19 protein-coding genes and 1 tRNA gene are annotated in these 19,933 nt (G+C 73.5%); 11 read left to right on the top strand and 9 right to left on the bottom strand.

Annotation, left to right across the window (positions count from 1 at the left end):
* Positions 1-21 precede the first annotated feature (21 nt).
* Entirely contained in the window at positions 22-684 is a 663-nt protein-coding gene (locus tag ACZ44S_RS01725) for a hypothetical protein (RefSeq protein WP_466923227.1), read from the bottom strand.
* A 5-nt stretch (positions 685-689) separates the two neighbouring features.
* Positions 690-1,361: a hypothetical protein gene (locus tag ACZ44S_RS01720; RefSeq protein ID WP_466923224.1), complete on the bottom strand. Its 672-nt coding sequence runs from the start codon at positions 1,359-1,361 to the stop codon at positions 690-692.
* Positions 1,362-1,645: 284 nt separating this feature from the next.
* On the opposite strand from ACZ44S_RS01720, the gene ACZ44S_RS01715 reads away from it, so the two are divergent.
* On the top strand, positions 1,646-2,137 hold the full coding sequence (locus ACZ44S_RS01715; protein ID WP_466923221.1) for a GNAT family N-acetyltransferase: 492 nt from the start codon (positions 1,646-1,648) through the stop codon (positions 2,135-2,137).
* Positions 2,138-2,144: 7 nt separating this feature from the next.
* Here ACZ44S_RS01715 and ACZ44S_RS01710 read toward each other — a convergent pair whose 3' ends face one another.
* Positions 2,145-4,235 carry an MDR family MFS transporter gene (locus ACZ44S_RS01710; protein ID WP_466923218.1) on the bottom strand — a complete coding sequence of 697 codons (2,091 nt, stop codon included), beginning with the start codon at positions 4,233-4,235 and terminating at the stop codon, positions 2,145-2,147.
* Positions 4,236-4,393: 158 nt separating this feature from the next.
* On the opposite strand from ACZ44S_RS01710, the gene ACZ44S_RS01705 reads away from it, so the two are divergent.
* Positions 4,394-5,527: a peptidoglycan-binding domain-containing protein gene (locus ACZ44S_RS01705; RefSeq protein WP_466923215.1), complete on the top strand. Its 1,134-nt coding sequence runs from the start codon at positions 4,394-4,396 to the stop codon at positions 5,525-5,527.
* Positions 5,528-5,894: 367 nt separating this feature from the next.
* Here ACZ44S_RS01705 and ACZ44S_RS01700 read toward each other — a convergent pair whose 3' ends face one another.
* Together ACZ44S_RS01700 and ACZ44S_RS01695 are read right to left on the bottom strand one after the other, a co-directional pair.
* Positions 5,895-6,557: an HAD-IA family hydrolase gene (locus ACZ44S_RS01700; RefSeq protein ID WP_190165976.1), complete on the bottom strand. Its 663-nt coding sequence runs from the start codon at positions 6,555-6,557 to the stop codon at positions 5,895-5,897.
* Positions 6,558-6,685: 128 nt separating this feature from the next.
* The gene (locus ACZ44S_RS01695) at positions 6,686-7,267 is read right to left on the bottom strand and encodes a TMEM165/GDT1 family protein (RefSeq protein WP_190165977.1); all 582 of its coding nucleotides are present in this window, start codon (positions 7,265-7,267) and stop codon (positions 6,686-6,688) included.
* A 404-nt stretch (positions 7,268-7,671) separates the two neighbouring features.
* Here ACZ44S_RS01695 and ACZ44S_RS01690 point away from each other — a divergent pair, with 404 nt between their 5' ends.
* From ACZ44S_RS01690 to ACZ44S_RS01675, 4 genes are all read left to right on the top strand, one after another.
* A complete protein-coding gene (locus ACZ44S_RS01690) occupies positions 7,672-8,316 on the top strand; it encodes an HNH endonuclease family protein (protein ID WP_466923212.1) in 645 nt (214 codons plus the stop codon).
* A gap of 87 nt (positions 8,317-8,403) precedes the next feature.
* Positions 8,404-10,050, top strand: a complete 1,647-nt coding sequence (locus tag ACZ44S_RS01685) for an alkaline phosphatase D family protein (protein ID WP_466923209.1) — start codon at positions 8,404-8,406, stop codon at positions 10,048-10,050.
* Between the two features lie 252 nt (positions 10,051-10,302).
* Positions 10,303-10,752 (top strand): DoxX family protein, encoded by a 450-nt coding sequence (locus ACZ44S_RS01680; RefSeq protein WP_466923206.1) that lies wholly within the window; start codon positions 10,303-10,305, stop codon positions 10,750-10,752.
* A gap of 242 nt (positions 10,753-10,994) precedes the next feature.
* On the top strand, positions 10,995-11,597 hold the full coding sequence (locus ACZ44S_RS01675; protein WP_466923203.1) for a DedA family protein: 603 nt from the start codon (positions 10,995-10,997) through the stop codon (positions 11,595-11,597).
* 59 nt (positions 11,598-11,656) lie between these two features.
* On the opposite strand, the gene ACZ44S_RS01670 is transcribed toward ACZ44S_RS01675, so the two are convergent.
* On the bottom strand, positions 11,657-11,890 hold the full coding sequence (locus tag ACZ44S_RS01670; protein WP_466923201.1) for a DUF2277 domain-containing protein: 234 nt from the start codon (positions 11,888-11,890) through the stop codon (positions 11,657-11,659).
* A 110-nt stretch (positions 11,891-12,000) separates the two neighbouring features.
* On the opposite strand from ACZ44S_RS01670, the gene ACZ44S_RS01665 reads away from it, so the two are divergent.
* Positions 12,001-12,354: a hypothetical protein gene (locus ACZ44S_RS01665; protein WP_466923199.1), complete on the top strand. Its 354-nt coding sequence runs from the start codon at positions 12,001-12,003 to the stop codon at positions 12,352-12,354.
* 68 nt (positions 12,355-12,422) lie between these two features.
* Here ACZ44S_RS01665 and ACZ44S_RS01660 read toward each other — a convergent pair.
* Positions 12,423-12,494 (bottom strand) — tRNA-Val (locus ACZ44S_RS01660).
* Positions 12,495-12,692: 198 nt separating this feature from the next.
* Here ACZ44S_RS01660 and ACZ44S_RS01655 point away from each other — a divergent pair.
* The 4 genes from ACZ44S_RS01655 (at position 12,693) to ACZ44S_RS01640 (ending at position 16,096) form a co-directional block, all read left to right on the top strand.
* Positions 12,693-13,499, top strand: a complete 807-nt coding sequence (locus ACZ44S_RS01655) for a DUF4097 family beta strand repeat-containing protein (RefSeq protein WP_466923197.1) — start codon at positions 12,693-12,695, stop codon at positions 13,497-13,499.
* Positions 13,500-13,573: 74 nt separating this feature from the next.
* Positions 13,574-15,004 carry a hypothetical protein gene (locus ACZ44S_RS01650; RefSeq protein ID WP_466923194.1) on the top strand — a complete coding sequence of 477 codons (1,431 nt, stop codon included), beginning with the start codon at positions 13,574-13,576 and terminating at the stop codon, positions 15,002-15,004.
* A 32-nt stretch (positions 15,005-15,036) separates the two neighbouring features.
* Positions 15,037-15,258, top strand: coding sequence for an FmdB family zinc ribbon protein (locus tag ACZ44S_RS01645; protein ID WP_190165986.1), 222 nt, complete (start codon positions 15,037-15,039; stop codon positions 15,256-15,258).
* A 58-nt stretch (positions 15,259-15,316) separates the two neighbouring features.
* Positions 15,317-16,096, top strand: a complete 780-nt coding sequence (locus ACZ44S_RS01640) for a DedA family protein (protein WP_466923191.1) — start codon at positions 15,317-15,319, stop codon at positions 16,094-16,096.
* 431 nt (positions 16,097-16,527) lie between these two features.
* On the opposite strand, the gene ACZ44S_RS01635 is transcribed toward ACZ44S_RS01640, so the two are convergent.
* Complete coding sequence (locus ACZ44S_RS01635) at positions 16,528-17,340, bottom strand: HAD family hydrolase (protein WP_466923188.1); 813 nt, start codon at positions 17,338-17,340, stop codon at positions 16,528-16,530.
* On the bottom strand, positions 17,340-19,931 hold the full coding sequence (locus ACZ44S_RS01630) for a phosphoribosyltransferase (RefSeq protein WP_466923185.1): 2,592 nt from the start codon (positions 19,929-19,931) through the stop codon (positions 17,340-17,342). The genes ACZ44S_RS01635 and ACZ44S_RS01630 overlap by 1 nt, the downstream gene beginning before the upstream one ends.
* Positions 19,932-19,933: the final 2 nt, after the last annotated feature.

Here is a 19,933-nt window from a genome sequence, read left to right as displayed (position 1 = left end):
CCGCCGGGACGGCCCCGGGCTTCAGACGCGGAGCAACCGTTCCGCCAGCTCGCGGTAGTCCCGCAGGGCGAGGCGCAGTTGCTCGGTGTCGGTCGCCGCGACGTGCTGCCCCGCGCCGGGATCCGTGGTGTCGGGGGTCTGCCAGGACCGGCGCAGGGTGCGGCGCCGTTCGCTCATGGCGTCCGTGAAGCGTTCGGTCAGCTCCCGCAGGACGTGATCGGCCTCCTGTACGGCATCACGCGGCGCGTCGACGAACCCGGCCACGGCGTGCTGCAACTGCGCGGCGAGCTTGTCGGTGTCGTCGTGCGGGAGGAGCCGGTGCTCCCCGCCCGTACCGTGACCGGTGCCGGTCCCTGCCGGGGCGGGCTCGTCCATGCCCGTGGCGGGCAAGGCGTCACCGGCCCGGGAACGCGCGCCGGACGACGGGCGCTCGGTGCCGAGGCCGGTGTCGGGGGCGGTGCGGCGCGTGTCCACGCCGGGGTCCCGGGTGCCCGTGTCCTCGCGGATACCGGAGGCGCTGCCCCGGGCGTCCGGGCCGGGCGCGGTCGCGGTGCCCTCGGGATGCGCGGCGGCCGACGCGCTGTCGGTGCCGAGGCCGGTTTCGGGGGCGGTGCGGCGCGTGTCCGCGCCGCGGGTGCTCTCGACGGGCGGGGTGTCGTCGGGGCGTCGGGTCAGGTCGGACATGTCGTTCAGCTCTCCTTCGCCTGGCGCCGGTGGAGCAGGGACGGTGTGCGGTGGCCGCGCCGGGCGGCCGGGGCCGTGCGGTCGCCGTCGGTGCGGTGGTGGTGGCCGCCGTCGTGCCGGGACGGACGGACCAGTTCCTCGAACAGGGCGCGGGCCTCGACCATGGCCTCGCGCATCTCCTCGGTGCCCGCGCCGCCGTCCTGCGCGCCGTTCGCGCGCGCCTGGGCCACCCGGTGCACGCGCCGGTAGCCCTCGACGTGGTGGGCGTGGTGCACGGACAGCGCGGCGAGCTGGTCCTCGTAGTGGCCGTCGGCGGGGAAGCCCCGGGCGCCGGCGAGTTCGGCGATCAGCCGGTCCGCCTCGGCGACGGCGTCGCGCGGCGCGTCGACGAACCGCTCCTGGGCGGCCGTCCAGCGCGCCTCGTACCGCTCGCGCTCGGCGGGCTCCAACGGCCGTTCGCGCAGGTCGCCGTGGCGCTCCACGCGCTCGGCGAGCTCCCGCTCGGCGGCCCTGGTGTCCCCGTCGTGGCGGGCCACGGCACGGTCGTACTCGGGCCCGAAGCGCCGCTTCAGGCTCGTGCCGTGCCGCGGGCCGCGGGCACGCAGGGTCAGCACGGCCGCGACGGCGACAACGACCGCGACAATCACGATCAACGCAATGATCAGGCCAGTGGACATGGATGCCTTCCGCGTTCTCAACCGGACCGGCACTCCTCGCGAGCCGGTTCCCCCTCCGTGTTGCCCGTAGCCCCGCACACAAACTGCACGACGCAGGCGTCCCGCCGGACGCCCCCTTGTTCATGCCGGGCTGGACGACTCCCTCAGGGGCGCGGGGAACTGCGCGACCGGCCGCACCCGGCACTCAACAGGACTCGGCAGACGCGTGGCCGGGAGGGGCTGCGCGAACCGGCGCCCCGGACATCGCTTGCGCCTCCCCCGTACGGGTCGTCGAGAATGCGCGGATGGCCTGGACCGTCACCCCGGAACCGTACGACTCGCCCGTCGCCGTCGCGCTCTGGCGGGCGTACTACACCGAGGTCAGCGACCGCTGGTATCTGCTGCACGAGGGGCGGCGGACCGACCCGGAGGAACTGGAGCGGGAGATCGCCGCCGGGACGGGGGCCGACCTCGCGCCGCCGCGGGGGCGGCTGCTGGTCGCCCGGTACGGTGGTGAGCCGGCCGGGAGTGCGGGATTCCGGCTGCTGGACGGCGCCACCGCCGAGCTGACCCGGGTGTTCCTGTACGAGGGGATGCGGGGCAGGGGCGGGGCCGGGCTGCTGGTGCGGGCCGCCGAGGACGCGGCGCGGGCGGCGGGCGCGACCCGGATGATCCTCGACACGCGCGGTGACCTCGTGGAGGCGCGGGCCCTGTACGCCCGTCTGGGTTACTCCGAGACCGCTCCGCACAACGCCGAGCCGTACGCCGAGCACTGGTTCGCCAAGCGGCTCGGCTGAAGGGACTTCAGGTGGCCGGCGTCACCGCGCGCTCGTCCTGGGGGCGTTCCCCGCGGGAGCCGCACAGCTCGTCGTTCAGCTCGTGCACCAGCTGCACCAGGTCCGTCGGGCGGTCCGGCCCCCACCAGTCGCCGAGCAGCTCGGCCAGGGACTCCTCCCGGGCGCGCGCCAGCCGCTCGGCGGCCTCGCGGCCCTCGTCCGTCAGCACCATGTCGACGCCCCGGCGTACGGCGAGGTGCCGGATCTCCACCTGACGGGTGGCCTCGAGGACGACGCTCAGCGGGACCGGGTTGCGCTCCGCCAGCCGGGCCGGTTCGACCGAGCCGTGCCTTCTCATCCGCAGCAGCAGCCAGCTCGCCGCGGGCAGCAGGTCGTAGCCCGCGCGGTCGGTGATCTTCCGGTAGATCTCGCGCCGTCCCTCCCGGGTGCCGAGCACCGACAGCGCGCGGCACACCTCGTCGTACGAGGAGCGCTCCACGGGGTTGCTGGCCAGCGTCTCGGTCACGTCGGGCGCGGTGACCGAGGCGCGCAGCCGGTCCTCCTTGAGGAACCAGGCCAGCGCGAAGCCGAGGAGGGCGACGGGCACGGCGTACAGGAAGACGTCGGTGATGGCGGTGGAGTAGGCGTCGAGCGCCGGCGGGCGCAGCGCGGCCGGCAGGGCCTCGATGCCGCGCGGGTCTGCCTCCAGCGTGTCGGGGGACACGCCCGGCGGAAGGTCCGTGCCCCGCAGGGCCGCGGTGAGTTCGTCGCCGAGGCGGCTCGCGAAGATCGTGCCGAAGATGGCGACGCCGAACGAGGCGCCGATGGAGCGGAAGAAGGTCGCGCCCGAGGTGGCGACGCCGAGATCCTCGTAGGGGACGGCGTTCTGCACGATCAGCACGAGGACCTGCATCACCAGGCCGAGTCCGATGCCGAAGACGAAGAAGAAGGTGCTCATCAGCGCGGTGGAGCTGTGCGCGTCGAGCTGGTGGAGCAGCAGCAGTCCGAGGGTGGTGACGGCGGTGCCCGCGATCGGGAACACCTTCCAGCGGCCGGTGCGGCTGACGATCTGGCCGGAGCCGGTGGAGGACAGCAGCATGCCGGCCACCATCGGCAGCATGTGCACACCGGACATGGTGGGGGTGATGCCGTGCACCACCTGGAGGAACGTCGGCAGATAGGTCATCGCGCCGAACATGGCGAAGCCGATGATGAAGCTGATCACGGCCGAGAGGGTGAAGGTGCGCACCCGGAACAGCTTCAGCGGCAGTACGGGCTCGGCGGCCCGGCGTTCCACGGCCACGAAGGCGACGACGAGTACGGCGCCGAGCACCGCGAGGCCGACGACCTGGAGCGATCCCCAGCCCCAGGTGGTGCCGCCGAGGGAGGCGACCAGGACCAGGCAGGTGGCGACGGAGGCGATGAGGAAGGTGCCGAGGTAGTCGATGACGTGCTTGGTCTTCCGGCGCGGGATGTGCAGCACCGCCGCGATGACGGCGAGCGCGACGATCCCGACGGGCACGTTGATGTAGAACACCCAGCGCCAGCTCAGGTGCTGGGTGAACACTCCGCCGAGCAGCGGCCCGAGCACGCTCGTCGTGCCGAACACCGCGCCGAAGAGGCCCTGGTAGCGGCCGCGTTCCCGGGGCGGGACGAGGTCGCCGACGATCGCCATGGACAGCACGATGAGTCCGCCGCCGCCCAGTCCCTGGAGCGCGCGGAACCCGATCAGCTGCGTCATGTCCTGAGCGGCACCGCACAGCGCCGAGCCCACCAGGAAGATGACGATGGCGGTCTGGAAGAGCTTCTTGCGTCCGTACTGGTCACCGAGTTTGCCCCACAGCGGGGTGGCGGCCGTGGAGGCGAGCAGATAGGCGGTGACCACCCAGGACAGGTGCTCCAGGCCGCCCAGGTCGCTGACGATGGTGGGCAGCGCGGTGGACACGATGGTCTGGTCGAGGGCGGCGAGCAGCAGGCCGAGCAGCAGGGCGCCGATCGAGAAGAGGACGTTGCCGGACACCGGTCCGTGGTCACCGCCGACGGCGGCCGGCGGGCCGGTGCGGGGTGCGGGCTGCGCGTCGCTCGCCTTCGGCGCCGTACCGTGCGCGTCGCCGGCCATGAAGACCTCCACAGTTTCTGGTTCCCCGTCCATCGTGATCGGTGTGACCTGTTATGGCCTGTTGAGTCCTGCCGGAAGTTCGCATTCCGGGGGCGCGCGGCCCGGGCTGTGAAGAAGATCTGCATAATCTCTGGAGTTCGCGAGGGGAGGGACCACACGTGGAACAGCCGAACGGAAACCCGTGCCCGGAGTGCGGTGCGCCGAGAAACCCGGACAACACGCCTTCCTGCGCGTGCACGACGCGTGCGTCCGACGCCCTCCGCGACGCGCGTACGGCGGAGGCCGCCGCGGCGGAGGACTTCGACCCGTTGCGCATCCGGCCGTATGTGGAGCTGGACGGGGGGACCGCGCGGAGTACGCCGGACGGGTCGTCAGAGGCGGAGGATGCGGCGGAGGGGTCCGCGGAGGCCCCCGGGCGGCCGGCGGAGTCCGCGCCCCGGCCCGCCCCTGCCGCGGACGGTCCCGGCGCCGCGGGGGCGGCCGATGAGACGATGCCGCTGCGGGCGGTGACGGCGGAGGAGGCATCCGGGGCGGCGGACGCGACATCCGTGCTGCCGACGCCGCTGGGACCGTCGACGACGCGGCCGAACGCCACGGACCTGGACCTGTTCGACACGACCCGGCCGATCGCGCCGGTGACCGACGCGCCCGGTCCCGAGGGCCTCGACGAGGTGCCCCCGGGGCGGCGTCGCCGGGGCGCGCTGCTCGCGGTCGCCGGGGCCGTCGTCATCGTGGTGGGCGCGGCGGGCTGGGCGAGCGGGATGTTCTCCTACGAGACGCCGTCCCGGAACAGCGCGGCGCCGGAGGAGGTCCGGGCGAGCGTCCCGGCCCCGTCGTCCGACGCGCCGTCCGCCGAGCCGACGGCCAGTGGGTCCTCCGCCGCGCCGACGCCGTCCGCCTCACCGTCGGGTTCCCCGTCCGCGAGCGCGAGCGCGTCGGCCTCGCCGTCACCGTCGGCGTCCAGCGCCTCGCCGACTCCGTCGGATGCGGCCGAGCCGTCCCCGACCCCGACGTCCTCGGCTCCTGCGGAGGCCCCCGGGGACGTGGGCGAGGACGATCGCGACGACACCGCGCCGGTGCTGCGCCGGGGCGATCGGGGCGGGGAGGTCGTCGAGCTCCAGCAGCGGCTGCATCAGTTGTACTTGTACAACGACGACATCAACGGCCAGTTCAACCGTCGGCTGGAAGACGCCCTGCGCAATTACCAGTGGTCCCGTGGGGTCCGCGAGGAGCTGGGCGTGTACGGCCCCCAGACCCGTGCGCGGTTGGAGTCGGAGACCCGGGAGCCGTAGGGGTTCCGGTTCGTCGACGGCTGCGGGCCGGTGGGGGCTGGTCGCGCAGTTCCCCGCGCCCCTGGGGTGGGTGCGGTGGACGCCCCGTCCAGGGGAACCGGTGACCCCGGCCGGTCAGTTGCGGCTGCGGGACGGTGGGGGCTGGTCGCGCAGTTCCCCGCGCCCCTGGGGTGGGTGCAGTGGACGCCCCGTCCAGGGGAACCGGTGACCCCGGCCGGTCAGTTGCGGCTGCGGGACGGTGGGGGCTGGTCGCGCAGTTCCCCGCGCCCCTGGGGTGGGTGCAGTGGACGCCCCGTCCAGGGGAACCGGTGACCCCGGCCGGTCAGTTGCGGCTGCGGGCCGGGGGGAGGTGGGTGAGCCCGGGCGGTTACTGGGTGATGTGGAGGTGGATCGTGCCGTCGGGGGCGGGTTGTACGCGTACCTGGGTCAGGTCGCGGACGACCACGTCGGGGGCGTGGAAGCCGGCGCGGGGGCCGATGCCCACGACGCGCATGCCGGCCGCGCGGCCCGCGGCGATGCCCGCGCCGGAGTCCTCGAAGACCACGCAGTCGGCCGGGGCGACGCCGAGTTCCGCCGCGCCCTTCAGGAACCCCTCGGGGTCGGGCTTGCTGGCGCCGACGGACTCCGCCGTCACCCGCACCTGAGGCTGTTCCAGGCCGGCGGCGGCCATCCGCGCCGTCGACAGGGCGACGTCGGCGGAGGTCACGAGGGCGTGCGGCAGGCCCGCGAGGGAGGCGAGGAAGTCACGGGCGCCCGGGACCTCGACGACGCCCTCGGTGTCGGCGGTCTCCTCGGCGAGCATGCGCGCGTTGTCGGCGTGGTTCTGCTCCATGGGCCGGTCGGGCAGCAGCAGGGCCATCGAGGCGTAGCCCTGACGCCCGTGCACGACCTTCATGACCTCGTCCCCGTCGAGCCCGTTCCGGTCGGCCCAGCGCCGCCAGACGCGTTCGACGGAGGCGTCGGAGTTGACGAGGGTGCCGTCCATGTCCAGCAGGAGGGCGCGGGCGGTGAGTACGGCGGTGGCCGTCATCGGCAACTCCAAGGAGCGTGGGGCGGTGCGGGCGGGACAAGGCGGCCCCGCCCGCCGGTCAGGGAGAACGGGCGGGAGCCACTTTGTTCAACCACGGTACAAAACAACCGGGGCATCCCGCCACCCCGTCAGCCGGCGATCGCCTCCCACAGGCTCCACACCCCCAGGCCCAGCATCAGCAGCGCCGCGATCTGCGTGATCAGCTTCAGCGGAACCCGCTTCATCAGCGCCTTGCCGCCGACGATGCCGAGCGCCGCCACCGACCACAGGGCAAGCACCGCACCGAGGCCGACGGAGAGCGGGTCGTCGTAGCGGGCGGCGAGGTTGGCCGTCATGATCTGCGTCAGATCGCCGAACTCGGCGACGAGGATCAGCATGAATCCGGCCCCGGAGACCTTCCAGAAGGACTGGTTCTCCGGCCTGCGGACCTCCTCCTCGTCCTCGTCCTTCTTGAACAGCAGCATCGCCGCGCCACCCAGGAAGAGCACACCGGTGAGCGCGTGCACGAGCTGCTGCGGCAGCAGTGTGAGCACACTCCCGGCGGCCACGGCGAGCGCGACGTGCAGCGCGAACGCGGCGGCGACACCGGCGAAGACGTACGAGGCGCGGTAGCGGGTGCCGAGGACGAGACCGGCGAGCGCGGTCTTGTCGGGCAGTTCGGCGAGGAAGACGACGCCGAAGACGACGGCCGTCACGGTCAGGCTGATCAACGGATCCTCAATCGGTCGGGGCTGCCCCACCGAGAGTGCTGTGCGTTTCCACGGGACACCTCGGCACGGCAGCACACGCGGCACCCGTGCCGTACGGCACGGGCGTGCACTGCTTGCCGAAGGTCTCGCCGGCCGGCCCCACGTCGTGGGACCTGCCTCCGGGCGCCGGCTCAGGCGGGCTGAGCAGTATGTCGACGGTCCGGCGAAGAGCTACTCCCCTTCTGCACCGCCCATGGTACGCGAGGCCCGCGCGGACCCTCGTACGCGGAAACTTCACACCCGAACCATAGACGTGTCATGAGCGCGTCATTAGCTTCTTACCGGATCCACCCCTCCCGGCAACGCGGCGTGGCGAGCATTCCCCTGCCCGCACGCCAACGACCCCACCCCACAAGGGAGTTCGCATGTCGAAGTTCTACGCGCGTCGACGGCTCAGCATAGCCGCGGCGCTCACCGGACTCATCGCCTCCGTCGGCCTGTTCAACGGCCCGACCGCCTCCGCCGCCCTCCCCACCCCGGTCAGCGCCGCCACCGCCCGCGGCTACCTCGCCACCCTGGACGTGCGCACCGAGGACCGCACCGGCTACGACCGGGACCTGTTCCCGCACTGGATCACGATCAGCGGCACCTGCAACACGCGCGAGACGGTCCTCAAGCGCGACGGCTCCAACGTGCGCACCGACTCCTCCTGCTACGCCACCAGCGGCAGCTGGTACTCCCCCTACGACGGCGCCACCTGGTCCGCCGCCTCCGACGTCGACATCGACCACCTCGTGCCGCTCGCCGAGGCCTGGGACTCCGGCGCCGACGCCTGGTCCACCTCGCGGCGCCAGTCCTTCGCCAACGACCTGACCCGCCCGCAGCTGCTCGCGGTCACGGACAACGTCAACCAGTCCAAGGGCGACCAGGACCCGGCCACCTGGATGCCGTCGCGCTCGGCCTACCGCTGCACGTACGTGAGGGCCTGGGTGCAGGTGAAGTACTACTACGACCTGTCGGTCGACTCGTCCGAGAAGTCCGCCCTGCAGGGGTACCTGGCCAACTGCTGACGCACCCCGCGAACTGCCGGGTGCACAAATCTCCCCGGCGGCCTCCGTCGCTGCGTACCGTACGGGGCGACGGAGGAAGGGGTCACCATGGCCGGACTGCGGCTCGGACCACTGCTGAGGTACGTCGACGGCTCGTCCGCGACCGTCTGGGTCGAGACCGGCCGCCCGGGCACCGTGGAGGTGCGCTGTCCGGACGGGCCCGGCGGAACGGCCGGCACCTTCCAGGTCGCGGGCCACCACTACGCGATCGTCCGCGTCACCGGCCTCACCCCGGGCACGTCCACCCCGTACGAGGTGTTCCTCGACGACACCCGGGTGTGGCCGCTGTCCCAGGACCCGTTCCCGTCGTTCCCGCCCTCCGTGATCGCCACCCCGGGCCCCGACGACCGGGCGCGCATCGCCTTCGGCTCCTGCCGCTGGGCCTCCCCGCCCACCGGCGAGCCCGACCCCGTCGGACCCGACGCCCTGGACGCGCTGGCCAAGCGCATCGCCGCCGACCCGGACGGCGAGCGGCCGGACGTCCTGTTGCTCCTCGGCGACCAGGTGTACGCCGACGAGACCTCCGAGGCCACGCGGAAGTGGCTCGCCGCCCGCCGCGACCTGAAGGACCCGCCGGGCAGCCAGGTGGCCGACTACGAGGAATACACCCACCTCTACTACGAGTCCTGGCTCGACCCCCAGGTGCGCTGGCTGCTGTCCACCGTGCCCACCTGCATGATCTTCGACGACCACGACGTCATCGACGACTGGAACACCTCCGCCTCCTGGGTCGAGGACATGCGGGCCACGTCGTGGTGGCGGGAGCGGGTGCTCAGCGGTCTGATGTCGTACTGGGTGCACCAGCACCTGGGCAACCTCTCCCCCGCCGACCTGGAGGCCGATCCGCTCTACCGGTCCGTCAGGGAGAACCCCGACGGCACCGACGCGCTGCGCGCCTTCGCCGCCGCGGCCGAGGCGGACGCGACCGCTTTGCGCTGGAGCTACCGGCGCGACTTCGGCCGGGTACGGCTGCTCATGGTGGACAGCCGCGCGGCCCGCGTCCTGGAGGAGGGCCGGCGCTCGATGCTGGACCGCTCGGAGGCCGCCTGGCTGCGCGAACAGGCCCTCGACGACCGCGGCTCGTACGACCATCTGCTCATCGGTACGTCCCTGCCCTGGCTGTTGCCCCATCTGGTGCACGACGTCGAGGCGTGGAGCTCCGCGCTGTGCCGGGGCGACAAGGGGCCGCGCTGGGCCCGGCTCGGGGAGAAGCTGCGGCGCGGGGCGGACCTGGAGCACTGGTCGGCGTTCCCGGAGTCGTTCGACGAGCTGGCGGAACTGATCGCCGAGGCCGGTACGGGACCGGAGGCGCCGGCGACGGTGTGCGTGCTCTCCGGAGACGTCCACCACGCGTATGTCGCCGAGCCGGACTGGCCGGGGCGTGCGGCACCGGACGCCCGGGTCGTGCAGCTCACCTGCTCGCCGGTGCACAACTCCATCCCCCTGTCGATCAGGCTCGGCTTCCGCTTCGGCTGGAGTGCCGCCGCCCGGGGGTTCGGGCGCGTGTTCGCGCGGCACGGCGGTCTGGGGCGGCCCGCGGTCGGCTGGCGCAAGACGGGCGGGCCGTGGTTCGGCAACCAGCTCATGACGCTGGCCACTCAAGGGCGCTCGGCGGTGCTGCGGCTCGAGCACGCGCAGCGTGAGGAGACCGGAGTGCGGCTCAGAAGGGTGACGGAGACCCGGCTGAGCGGGTGAGTCCCACGGCAACCTGTGAGCCGCCTGTGAACCAAGGGGTGGATTCGGTCACCCCGTTGGACATGAAGGCGGGACGAGGGCCCGGCTGACATGCGGCGGCAGGCGTGTGACCAGCGAAATCGGGCTGAATCCATGGCCGAATGTTGAACTTGCAAGTAATGCTGGGGCGCTCCTAGCGTGGGACTCCGACTCGGTTCCGCCCCCCGGACCGGCCCCGTCCGGGGGCCGGCCTGACCGAAGGAGACCCCCCGCATGACCGGACGCCTCAACAGCGCCCAGCCCTACGTCATGGGCCTGTTCCGCATGGTCGTCGGCCTGCTCTTCGCCAGCCACGGCGCCGTGTCCCTGCTCGGCGTGCTCGGCGGCGAGGACGGCAACGGCGGCACCGTCGAGACCGGCGCCTGGCCCAGCTGGTACGCGGCCCTGATACAGCTCGTCGGCGGCAGCCTCGTCCTGCTCGGTCTCGGCACCCGGGCGGCCGCGTTCGTCTCGTCCGGCTCGATGGCGTACGCGTACTTCAAGGTCCACCAGCCCGAAGCCCTGTGGCCGATCGAGAACAACGGCGAGAGCGCGGCCATGTTCTGCTGGGCCATGCTCCTGCTGGTGTTCACCGGCTCCGGCGCCTTCGGCGTGGACCGGCTGCTCACCAGGCGCGCGTCCGCGGACGGACGGGCGACGAAGCGGACCCCCGTGACGGCCTGACCGTCCCGACCGCCCTGCCGCACCGGCCGCACGTGGGCCCTCCCCGCCTCCCCCGGGGAGGGCCCACGTCGTCGCGACGGGCGGGGAAACTCCGGGCGCCGGACGCGCGAACCCCCCGTGACCCTTCCGTCACTTACCGGGCGTACGCTGTATGGCTGTCATCGGCCACTCCTGCCACCTCTGCCGCCCCCTCCGCGACAGCGCGGCACGGCTGGCCCACGGGGGCGTAACGGGGAGTTCGGGTGGAGAGTCTGGGGTCGCTGGTCGGCAGCCCATGGATCTATGCGGTGGTGGCCCTGTCGGTCCTGCTCGACGTGTTCCTCCCGGTCCTGCCCAGCGGAGTGCTGGTGATCACGGCGGCCACGGCCGCCGCCGCGGGCACGGCGACCGATGTGCCCGACATCCTGGTGCTGACGCTTTGCGCCGCCACCGCGTCCGTCCTCGGCGATCTGGTCGCCTACCGGCTCGCCTGGCGCGGCGGCCCCCGTCTGGACCGGGCCATCGCCCGCTCCCGGCGGCTGAGCAGGGCGCAGGAACGTCTCGGCGCCGCGCTGGCCCGGGGCGGTGGCGCGCTGGTCGTCCTGGCCCGGTTCGCCCCGGCCGGCCGCTCGGTCGTCTCCCTCGGCGCGGGCGCCGCGCGTCATCGCGCACGCGACTTCCTGCCCTGGTCCGCCGTGGCGGGGCTGTCCTGGGCCGCGTACAGCGTGGCTCTCGGCTACTTCGGCGCGCAGTGGCTGGGGGCGACATGGCTGGCGACGGCGGTGTCGGTGGGTGCGCTGTTCGCGGCGGGCGCGGGGGCGGGGTTCCTGATGCGACGGAAGCCTCAGCCTTCGCAGGCTTCGTAGGGCGCTCGTGCCGGTGCCGGGCGAGGGTGGCGCGCAGCCCGGCACTGCCCGCAGCTATGTCACGAGGCCGCCTGGCGCGTAGTCGCTCCGCGGATCTCCAGGCCGTCCAGCAGGTCCGCCGTCGCCTCCGCGATCGCCTCCACCGCCCGGTCGAACACCTCACGGTTGTGGGCCGCCGGTGCCCGGAACCCGGACACCTTTCTCACATACTGCAGGGCGGCGGCCCGGATCTCCTCCTCCGTGGCCTCCTCGGGCAGTACGGGCGGACGCAGCGTCTTGATACTCCGGCACATGTCCCCAGTCTGACGCGGCCGGCCACCGTACGGCCACGATCGGATGAAGCCCGGGCGGAGACCCCCCGAGCAACTCGCCACCCAAAATCGAACAGGCGTATCATTGAGCCGTGGCTGCGACCTATGACTTTCCGAGTGACCTCCTCGCCGGTCAGGAGGAACTGCATCAGGTCCGGGCCGAGTTGTCGGCCCTGCTGAAGCGGCTCCCGTGGTCGGTCGAACCCCTCGACGGGTTCAGCGACGACAACGGCTGGCGCAAGGTCGAACGCCCCGCCTCGCCCGGCTGGACCGAGGACGAACAGGCCGAGGTGGAGAAGCTCCGACGGCGGGAGCACGAGCTCGCCGTGTTCGTCAGCACCCACCGCTACTGGTCCGAACTCACCGGCTCCGACCGGATCCACGCCCGCTCCGGACTGAAGCACGCCCACGAGGAGGCGGCGGAGGGCGCGGAGGGCTCCCCGTAGGGGAGAAGAAGGGACGGCGACGGCACGGCAAAGGCCCCCGGAGAGAATCCGGAGGCCTCGTCCCACGGTGGGCGCGGACGGTTTCGAACCGCCGACATCCTGCTTGTAAGGCAGGCGCTCTACCCCTGAGCTACGCACCCGAGGCCCGGGCCGCTCGCCCAGGTCGAGTCGACAGCCTACATGGCCAGGGGCGCGGTCCGGCAAACCCGTATCGGGGGATATCCCCACCCCGGATCCGGTAGCGGCCCGGATCCCCCGCCGGGGCCCCCGTCCGTACGGTTCGACGTGCGCTCGAACACGGCTGGGAGCGCCACCGTCCGTCCCAGGGGGAGACCGTCATGACCCGCACGTCCCGCACCGCCACCGGCACCACCACCCCGGCAGGGAGCACACGACGCCCGCTCGCCCTGGCCGGGGCGGTCGTGGTGCTCGTCGCCGGCCTGAGCGCCTGCGGGGCGTCGGCCGCCGAGGACGACGATCCCGACCACCGGAGCTTCGACCTGCCCGGCACCACCCTCACCATCGACTCCGACGACTCCGCCCTGGAGATCGTCGCGGCGGACGACACCCCCTCGGGGAAGATCGAGGTGACCCGGTGGTTCCGGGGTACCGTCGCCATCGGCACCGATCCGGAGGTCACCTGGTCCATGGACGGCGCCCGGCTGGTGCTGCGCGAGAAGTGCTCGGGCATCGTCGCCGACTGCTCCACCAAGCACCGCATCGAGGTGCCCCGCGGTGTCGCCGTCAAGGTCGAGGAGAAGGACGGCAGCGTGCGGGCGCGTGGTTTCCGCGACGCGCTCAGCATCCGCACGACGGACGGTTCGGTCCGGGTCACGGACTCCAGCGGACCGCTCGAGCTGCGCACCGGCGACGGTTCGGTGCGCGCCGAGGTCTCCTCGCGCACGGTGCGCGCCCGGACCGGCGACGGCTCGGTCCACCTCGAACTCGGCGCCGTACCCGACCTGGTGGAGTCCCGCACCGGTGACGGTTCCCTGACCATCGACCTGCCCCAGGCCGGTTACCGCGTGGACACCGAGACCGGTGACGGCGCCGAGGACGTGTCGGTGCCCCGCGACGATTCCAGCTCCCACCGGGTGACCGCGCGCACCGGCGACGGGAAACTCACGGTCCGCACGGTGAACTGACGGGCCCGTGTGTTCGTCCTTCACCGGTGGGAGAATGGCACCGGGCAGGGCGAACGACAGTACGGGAGAGGGATGTGACGGCGACACCAGCGCGGCCGTACTCGCCGTCGGAGCCTCGTGTGCCTCGCATACGTCGTGCCGTGTCCCTCGCTCCGCCGGGGCGACGCCCGCGCCGGGCTCCCGGCCCCCTGCGGGACGCGCTCGCGCTCGTGGGGCTGCCGCTGGTGGCCGCGCTGGTGCTGCCCGTCGCGTTCGCCGGCGGCGGCACCCGGCGCTGGTTCGGCGGACGGGCCGAGAACCAGCGGGCCGAGGCGCAGGCCGCCAAGGACGCGGCGGCGGCGGCGTTCTACGACCTCGACACCGCCCAGCGCGACCTGCGGATCTCCATCGAGACGATCAGCGCCGTCGACTCCTCCCCCGCCGCCCGCCGCGCCGTCTCCGACTTCGAGGCGCTCGGCCGGCGCATCGACGAGGCCAGCCACCGGTACATCAGCGCCGTCGACGCCCATGACCTCGACCGGGACGATCTGGAGGCCTCGGCGGCCTCGCGGGCCCGGACCGAACTGACCGCCGCCAAGGAGGAGCTCGGGCGGGTCAGGCAGGAGCTCGACCGGTTCACCGAAGGACTCGGCTCCCTCCTCGGCAAGGCCGAGAACCAGCTGGCCCGGCTCGCGCCCTCCGTCGAACGCGCCCGGCAGTCGTTGCTCGCCGCCTCGAACGCCCTCGACACCGCGCGCGGCTCGGGGCTGCGGGCCGACGACCTCGCCGCCCGGCTCGCCGCGCTCTCCCCGGAGCTCACCAAGCTGAACCAGGGCGCCGGGCAGCACGGCGTGCCCCAGACCCTGGAGCGGGCCGAACGGGTCACGCGCGAGGCCGAGGCCGTACGCGTGGAGGCCGAGCGGCTGCCGGAGCGGGCCGCCGAGATCGACCACCGGCTGGTCTCCCTGCGCACCCGCGCCCAGGCCCTCACCACCCGCTCCGAACAGGTCGAACCGGTGCTGAGCGAGCTGCGCCGCCGCTTCACCGTCGCCTGCTGGCAGGACCTGCAGAACGTGCCGGAGGTGGCCGCCGAGAACGTGGGCCAGGCCGAGGCGCGGCTCGCCGAGGCCAGAGCCGCCCGCGAGGAGCAGCGCTGGGCGGACGCGACCGCGCTGCTGTCGACCGCGCGGGCGCTGCTGAACACGACCGACGAGGCCGTGTCGGCCGCCGGTGACCGGCTGCGGCGGCTGAACGCCGTGCAGAAGGACCCGGAGCAGGAGATCGAGCGCACCCGCTTCGCCATCCGGGACGCCCAGCGTCTGGCGATGGCCGGCCGCAACACCCCCGACCCGCGCCACGCCCGTCCCCTGGACGACGCCGTGGCCCGGCTGGAGCGGGCCGTCGCGGGTCTGGAGGGGCGCCACCCCGACTACTGGCACTTCCTGACCGAGACGGAGGCGGTACGGACGGCGGTGAGCCGTGTGGTGGCCCTGATCCGCGAGGAACGGGGCGGCGGCGCCCACTGACCGGCGCGGGCCGGCCCGGTTAACCTGTGCCCATGCCTCGCTACGAGTACCGCTGCCGGACCTGCGGCGACACCTTCGAACTGAGCCGCCCCATGGCGGAGTCCTCCGCACCCGCGGCCTGCCCGTCCGGTCACGACGACACGGTCAAGCTCCTCTCCACGGTCGCGGTGGGCGGCACCGCCTCCGCCGCTGCCCCGGCCCCCTCCGCGGGCGGCGGTGGCGGCGGCTGCTGCGGCGGTGGCTGCTGCGGCTGACGGGCCGCCTTCCGACCGCTTCAGGCTCCCTTCAGCTCGGCGTCCCTAGCGTGGGGGGATGACAGTCGGCGCAGCGCACACCCTCACGGCGGCGGGGAACGGCGGTACCGGGCCCCAGTGGGTCAACGACCTCATGGACGTCATGGGCGCCCCCGGGGCCGGCCTGGCGATCGCTCTGGAGAACCTCTTCCCGCCCCTGCCCAGCGAGGTGATCCTGCCGCTGGCGGGGTTCGCCGCGAGCAGCGGGCGGATGGGTCTGCTCGAGGTCCTGCTGTGGACCACGTTCGGCTCGGTGATCGGGGCGCTCGCGCTGTACGGGGTGGGCGCGGGGCTCGGCCGGGACCGGACCGTGGCACTGGCGGGCCGGCTGCCGCTGGTGAAGGCCGCGGACATCGAGCGGACGGAGGCCTGGTTCCTGCGGCACGGGACCAAGGCGGTGTTCTTCGGGCGGATGATCCCGGTCTTCCGCAGTCTCGTCTCCGTACCGGCCGGTGTGGAACGCATGCGGCTGCCGGTGTTCCTCGGTCTGACCACGCTGGGCAGCGCGATCTGGAACACCGTGTTCGTGCTCGCGGGCTACGCGCTGGGCGACAACTGGGAACAGGTCACGACCGTCGCCTCGGCGTACTCGAAGGCGGCGCTCGGAGCGGCCGCGGTGGCGGTGCTGGTCTTCGTGGCCGTGCGGCTGCGACGGCCGGGTGCCGGGCGCCGGCGGCGCGACGGGCAGGGGGACGCCGGCCGGACACGTCCGACGGACGTCCCGGCAGAGGACCACCCCACCCGCCGGCTCCGCGTCACGGACCCCTACGAGCTCACCGGCCGCGGGCGGGACCGCTAGGGCCTCTCGTCCGGATCGGCCTGGCTGTGGCCGACGGTGCGTCTCGGCCGCCGGGCCGTGCGGGGTCCGGTGCATGCGGCTGCAAGGCGGAGGAGGGAGTCGACGCGGAGCGCCGGCGACCGACGACAACGCGGCGGATGTGCGTGCCGGGCCCCGCGACGCCGGGGTGATCCCAACGACAGGCCCTGGAGCGGGCCTGCCGGCCGACGGTACGCGCCACCCCCACCGCGGCCCGCGGGTCGACGCACACCGGTTCTTCCGCGGTCACCGCGGCCGCCGCAGCCCACGCGGTACACCCGCGGTCTCCGCCACACACCCGCGCTCCCCGCGGTTCTCCCACGGTCACCACGAACCTCGCGGTTCTCCCACCGTCACCACGAGCATCGACGGTGTTCCGCCGGCCACCACGAACATCGCGGCTTCTGCCGCGGTCACCGCGGTGAGCGGACCGTTCGCAGGAACTCGCGGAGGATGCGCTCACCGGCCAGCACGCCCCGCTCGGGCAGGGCCCTGATCGCGGGGGCCGTCCAGTCGGCGTCGGCGAGTTCGCCGTGGCCGGGGCGCCACCCCTGGTCGGCGGCGAGCAGCAGGTCGGCGTCGAGGAGGGAGTCGCCGGCGGCGAGGGTGAGGGCGGCGCCGGTGCGGCGGGCGACCTCGCGCATGGCCGCGCTCTTGGTGAGCGGCTTGGGCACGGCGTAGATCTTCCGGCCCTGGAGGGACACCGTCCAGCCGCGGTTCTCCGCCCACACCGCGAGTTCCTTCACCCACTCCTCACGCAGCAGCTCGCGCTCGACGACGAGGTAGGCGAACAGGTCCTCGGCGACACGGTGCTTGCGCACCCACACCGGGTCGGCGGTCCGCAGCAGGTGCTCCTGCACCTCGGCCAGCGGGGCGCACTCGTCGGCCAGCCGGGCGAGCACCCGGGCGTGCCAGTCCCGGTCCGTCTCGCCGTCGACGAGGAGGTGACCGCCGTTGGCGCAGATCGCGTACGACGGCGGCGGGCCGGGGAGATTGATGCGCTGGTACTGCTTGCGGGTGCGGGTCGTGGTGGGGACGAACACGGCCTCGTCACCGAGGTCGGTGAGGAGCTGGGCCGCCGTCTCCGTCATGTAGGACAGGGGCCTGCTCTCGTGGACCTCCACGCACAGCAGCCTCGGCGCCCGCGCGTCCGGCATGGTCAGGGCGAGGGCCGCGGCGGAGTAGATGAGGGTGCGGTCGAGGTCGCTGGCGACGATGACGGGCATCAGCGGGTCACCGCCTTGCCGTCGGCGCCGGTGGCGCCCCGGGTGTAGCGGGGGTGGATCAGCCCCACGCAGGTGTACGGCAGTCCGTCGACCTCCTCGACGGGGACCCCCCGCTGCCCGGCGAGCAGGCGGACGTGGTCGAGGTCGCTGCCGGCTCCGGTGCGGGCCAGCACCTTCCAGGGCACCCGGCGCAGCAGCACCCGGGTGGTCTCGCCGACGCCCGGCTTGACGAGGTTCACGTCGTGGATGCCGTACTCCTCGCTGATGCGCTCGACGGCGGCCCAGCCCTCCCAGGTGGGGGTGCGGTCGGCGGAGAGGAGTTCCTTGGCCTCGGCGCAGGCCGCGTCGGCGACCTCCGGGAAGCGGGCGGAGACGGCGTCCAGGAAGGCCACGGAGAGGTCCACGCCGGCGAGTTCGCGGTAGAACTTGGCGCCGTGGAAGTCGTCCGGGCCGACCAGGTCGGCGCGGAGGACGGTCCGTGAGATCAGGCCGGAGACGGTGGAGTTGAGGCAGGCGGAGGGGATCAGGTAGTCCTCGCGGGTGCCGTAGGTCCGTACGCAGGAGCCGGGGTCGGCGAGGACCGCGATCTCCGGGTCGAAGCCGGTGACCCCCTCGGTCTTCTCGAACTCCTCGATCGCCTGGGCGAGTTCGCGGGTGATGGCGCCCTTGCCGGTCCAGCCGTCGACGAACACGACGTCTCGGGGGTCGTGGTGGGCGGCCAGCCAGCGCAGCGCGTTGGCGTCGATGCCCCGGCCGCGGACGATGGAGACGGCGTAGTGCGGCAGGTCGAGCCGGTGACGGTACTGGGCCCAGCGGCGCATCAGGATGCCGACGGGGGTGCCCGCGCGGGCCAGGGAGACCAGCACCGGGCGGGGGGACCGTTCGGCCAGGACGGTCTCGGTGACCACACCCACCGCGTGGGCCAGCCGGGCCGCCGACTCCTCCAGGGCCGCGTGGAAGAGCTCCTGGTACTGCTCGCTCGGCTGGTACTCCACGGGCAGCGACTCGGCGTAGTGGGCGCCGCCGCTCTGGATGGCCTCCTCGCGCTCTTCGGTCGGCGCCTCCAGCGTCACGTCCGAGAGGTCCTGGAGCAGCCAGCCGACCTCCTCGGGCGCGTACGAGGAGAAGGCGGGGCCTCTGAGGGGGTCGGGCAGCATGGTGGCGGGCCTTTCGGGGGCGTCCTGGGCCCCGGGTGTGTACGACGGTACGACCGCGAGGAGGACGTGCGGGGTGTGTGCGGCCAGCCGGGCGAGCAGGCCGTCGGGTGCGTGCAGGGCGGGGGTGTCGGCGGCCGAGTCGACGACCGCGACGACGGCGTCGAAGCCGCCGCCCGCGACGTTGTAGGCGTAGCGCTCACCGGGGCCGTCGGCGGGGTCGTCGTGGGCGGGGAAGACCAGGCGGGTGCGTATCGCGTAGCCGGGGTCGTCGACGGCGAGGACGGGTGAGCGGGTGGTGGTGGAGAAGCGCACGTCGGTGCGGGTGGTCCGCTCCAGCTCGGTGGCGAGGCGGAGCGGGGCGTACATCAGCTCCTCGAAGCCGAGGACGAGGACGCGCTGGGCTGTCGCGGGGAGCGCGCCGGCGAGGCTCGCCGCCATGGCGGGGAGGGCGGCTTCGAGGCGGGCCCGGTGGGCGGGGGTGAAGCCGTGGCGGCCGCCGTCGGGGAGGCCGGTGGGCCAGCGGAGGTCCACGCGGGTGACCTGCGTCGGCTTGCCGCTCGGCTGCCGGCCGTCGGTGGCTGATCGCGCAGTTCCCCGCGCCCCTGGGAAGTGCATCCGGGCGTCGGCTTCAGGACTCACGGAAACATCCACACCGTCCAGCGGCGCGGGGAACCGCGCGGCCGGCCCCGGCGCACCCGCGGCCGCCCGAGCAGCCCCCGTGGCGCGCTCGTACCGCGCCACCAGCTCCTGGCCCTTCTCCAGGACCCCGTCCGGCAGCCGGACCGTGCCCGACGCGGTGGTCACCAGGTCGACGCGCGCCCCGATCTCACGGGCGAACGCCTCCAGCCGCCCGGCGTCCGCGGGCGAGCGCATGTCGACGAGGGCGACGACGACGTACCGCGTGCGCGGATACCGGGCGTGCAGCGCACGCACGGTGTTCAGCACCGTGTTGCCCGTGGAGAACTCGTCGTCGACCAGGACCAGCGGCCCGTCCCCGGCGAGCAGCAGCGGGTCCTCCGGGAGCAGCAGGTGGGAGGTGGCGTGCGAGTGGGACTCCTCGAAGCCCCCGGCCGTGTCCGTCCCCGCGACCGGGCGGCGCGTGGAGTGCAGGTACGGCGCCGTGCCCAGACCGTCGGCGACGGAGTGCCCGAGCCCGGTGGCGGTCTCGGCGTAGCCGAGGACGACCGCGTCGGCCGCCGCGTCGCCCAGCAGCTCCCGCACCCTGCGGCCGAGGGCGACACCGTGGCCGTGGACGACGGACGGCGACTGGGGCACGTGCTTGCCGAGGACGTTGGACACCAGCAGGTGGGCCCGCTTGGGGTTGCGGCGCAGCGCCAGCCCCAGCAGGTCGGGCAGGCTCTCGTCGCCGGTCAGCTCGACCCCGAGCCGCCGTGTGACCCAGCTGCCGGACCATGTGTTCACTGCCTTCTCCATCC

This window comes from Streptomyces malachitofuscus (assembly GCF_055571035.1).
This window is presented reverse-complemented; position numbering and strand designations above follow the sequence as displayed.

Excerpts from the sequence above, each read along its gene's own strand:
- ACZ44S_RS01725 (WP_466923227.1), bottom strand. The coding sequence starts at position 684 with ATGTCCGACCTGACCCGACGCCCCGACGACACCCCGCCCGTCGAGAGC.
- ACZ44S_RS01720 (WP_466923224.1), bottom strand. The coding sequence starts at position 1,361 with ATGTCCACTGGCCTGATCATTGCGTTGATCGTGATTGTCGCGGTCGTT.
- ACZ44S_RS01715 (WP_466923221.1), top strand. The coding sequence starts at position 1,646 with ATGGCCTGGACCGTCACCCCGGAACCGTACGACTCGCCCGTCGCCGTC.
- ACZ44S_RS01710 (WP_466923218.1), bottom strand. The coding sequence starts at position 4,235 with ATGGCCGGCGACGCGCACGGTACGGCGCCGAAGGCGAGCGACGCGCAG.
- ACZ44S_RS01700 (WP_190165976.1), bottom strand. The coding sequence starts at position 6,557 with ATGACGGCCACCGCCGTACTCACCGCCCGCGCCCTCCTGCTGGACATG.
- ACZ44S_RS01690 (WP_466923212.1), top strand. The coding sequence starts at position 7,672 with ATGTCGAAGTTCTACGCGCGTCGACGGCTCAGCATAGCCGCGGCGCTC.
- ACZ44S_RS01685 (WP_466923209.1), top strand. The coding sequence starts at position 8,404 with ATGGCCGGACTGCGGCTCGGACCACTGCTGAGGTACGTCGACGGCTCG.
- ACZ44S_RS01680 (WP_466923206.1), top strand. The coding sequence starts at position 10,303 with ATGACCGGACGCCTCAACAGCGCCCAGCCCTACGTCATGGGCCTGTTC.
- ACZ44S_RS01670 (WP_466923201.1), bottom strand. The coding sequence starts at position 11,890 with ATGTGCCGGAGTATCAAGACGCTGCGTCCGCCCGTACTGCCCGAGGAG.
- ACZ44S_RS01655 (WP_466923197.1), top strand. The coding sequence starts at position 12,693 with ATGACCCGCACGTCCCGCACCGCCACCGGCACCACCACCCCGGCAGGG.
- ACZ44S_RS01645 (WP_190165986.1), top strand. The coding sequence starts at position 15,037 with ATGCCTCGCTACGAGTACCGCTGCCGGACCTGCGGCGACACCTTCGAA.
- ACZ44S_RS01640 (WP_466923191.1), top strand. The coding sequence starts at position 15,317 with ATGACAGTCGGCGCAGCGCACACCCTCACGGCGGCGGGGAACGGCGGT.
- ACZ44S_RS01635 (WP_466923188.1), bottom strand. The coding sequence starts at position 17,340 with ATGCCCGTCATCGTCGCCAGCGACCTCGACCGCACCCTCATCTACTCC.
- ACZ44S_RS01630 (WP_466923185.1), bottom strand. The coding sequence starts at position 19,931 with ATGGAGAAGGCAGTGAACACATGGTCCGGCAGCTGGGTCACACGGCGG.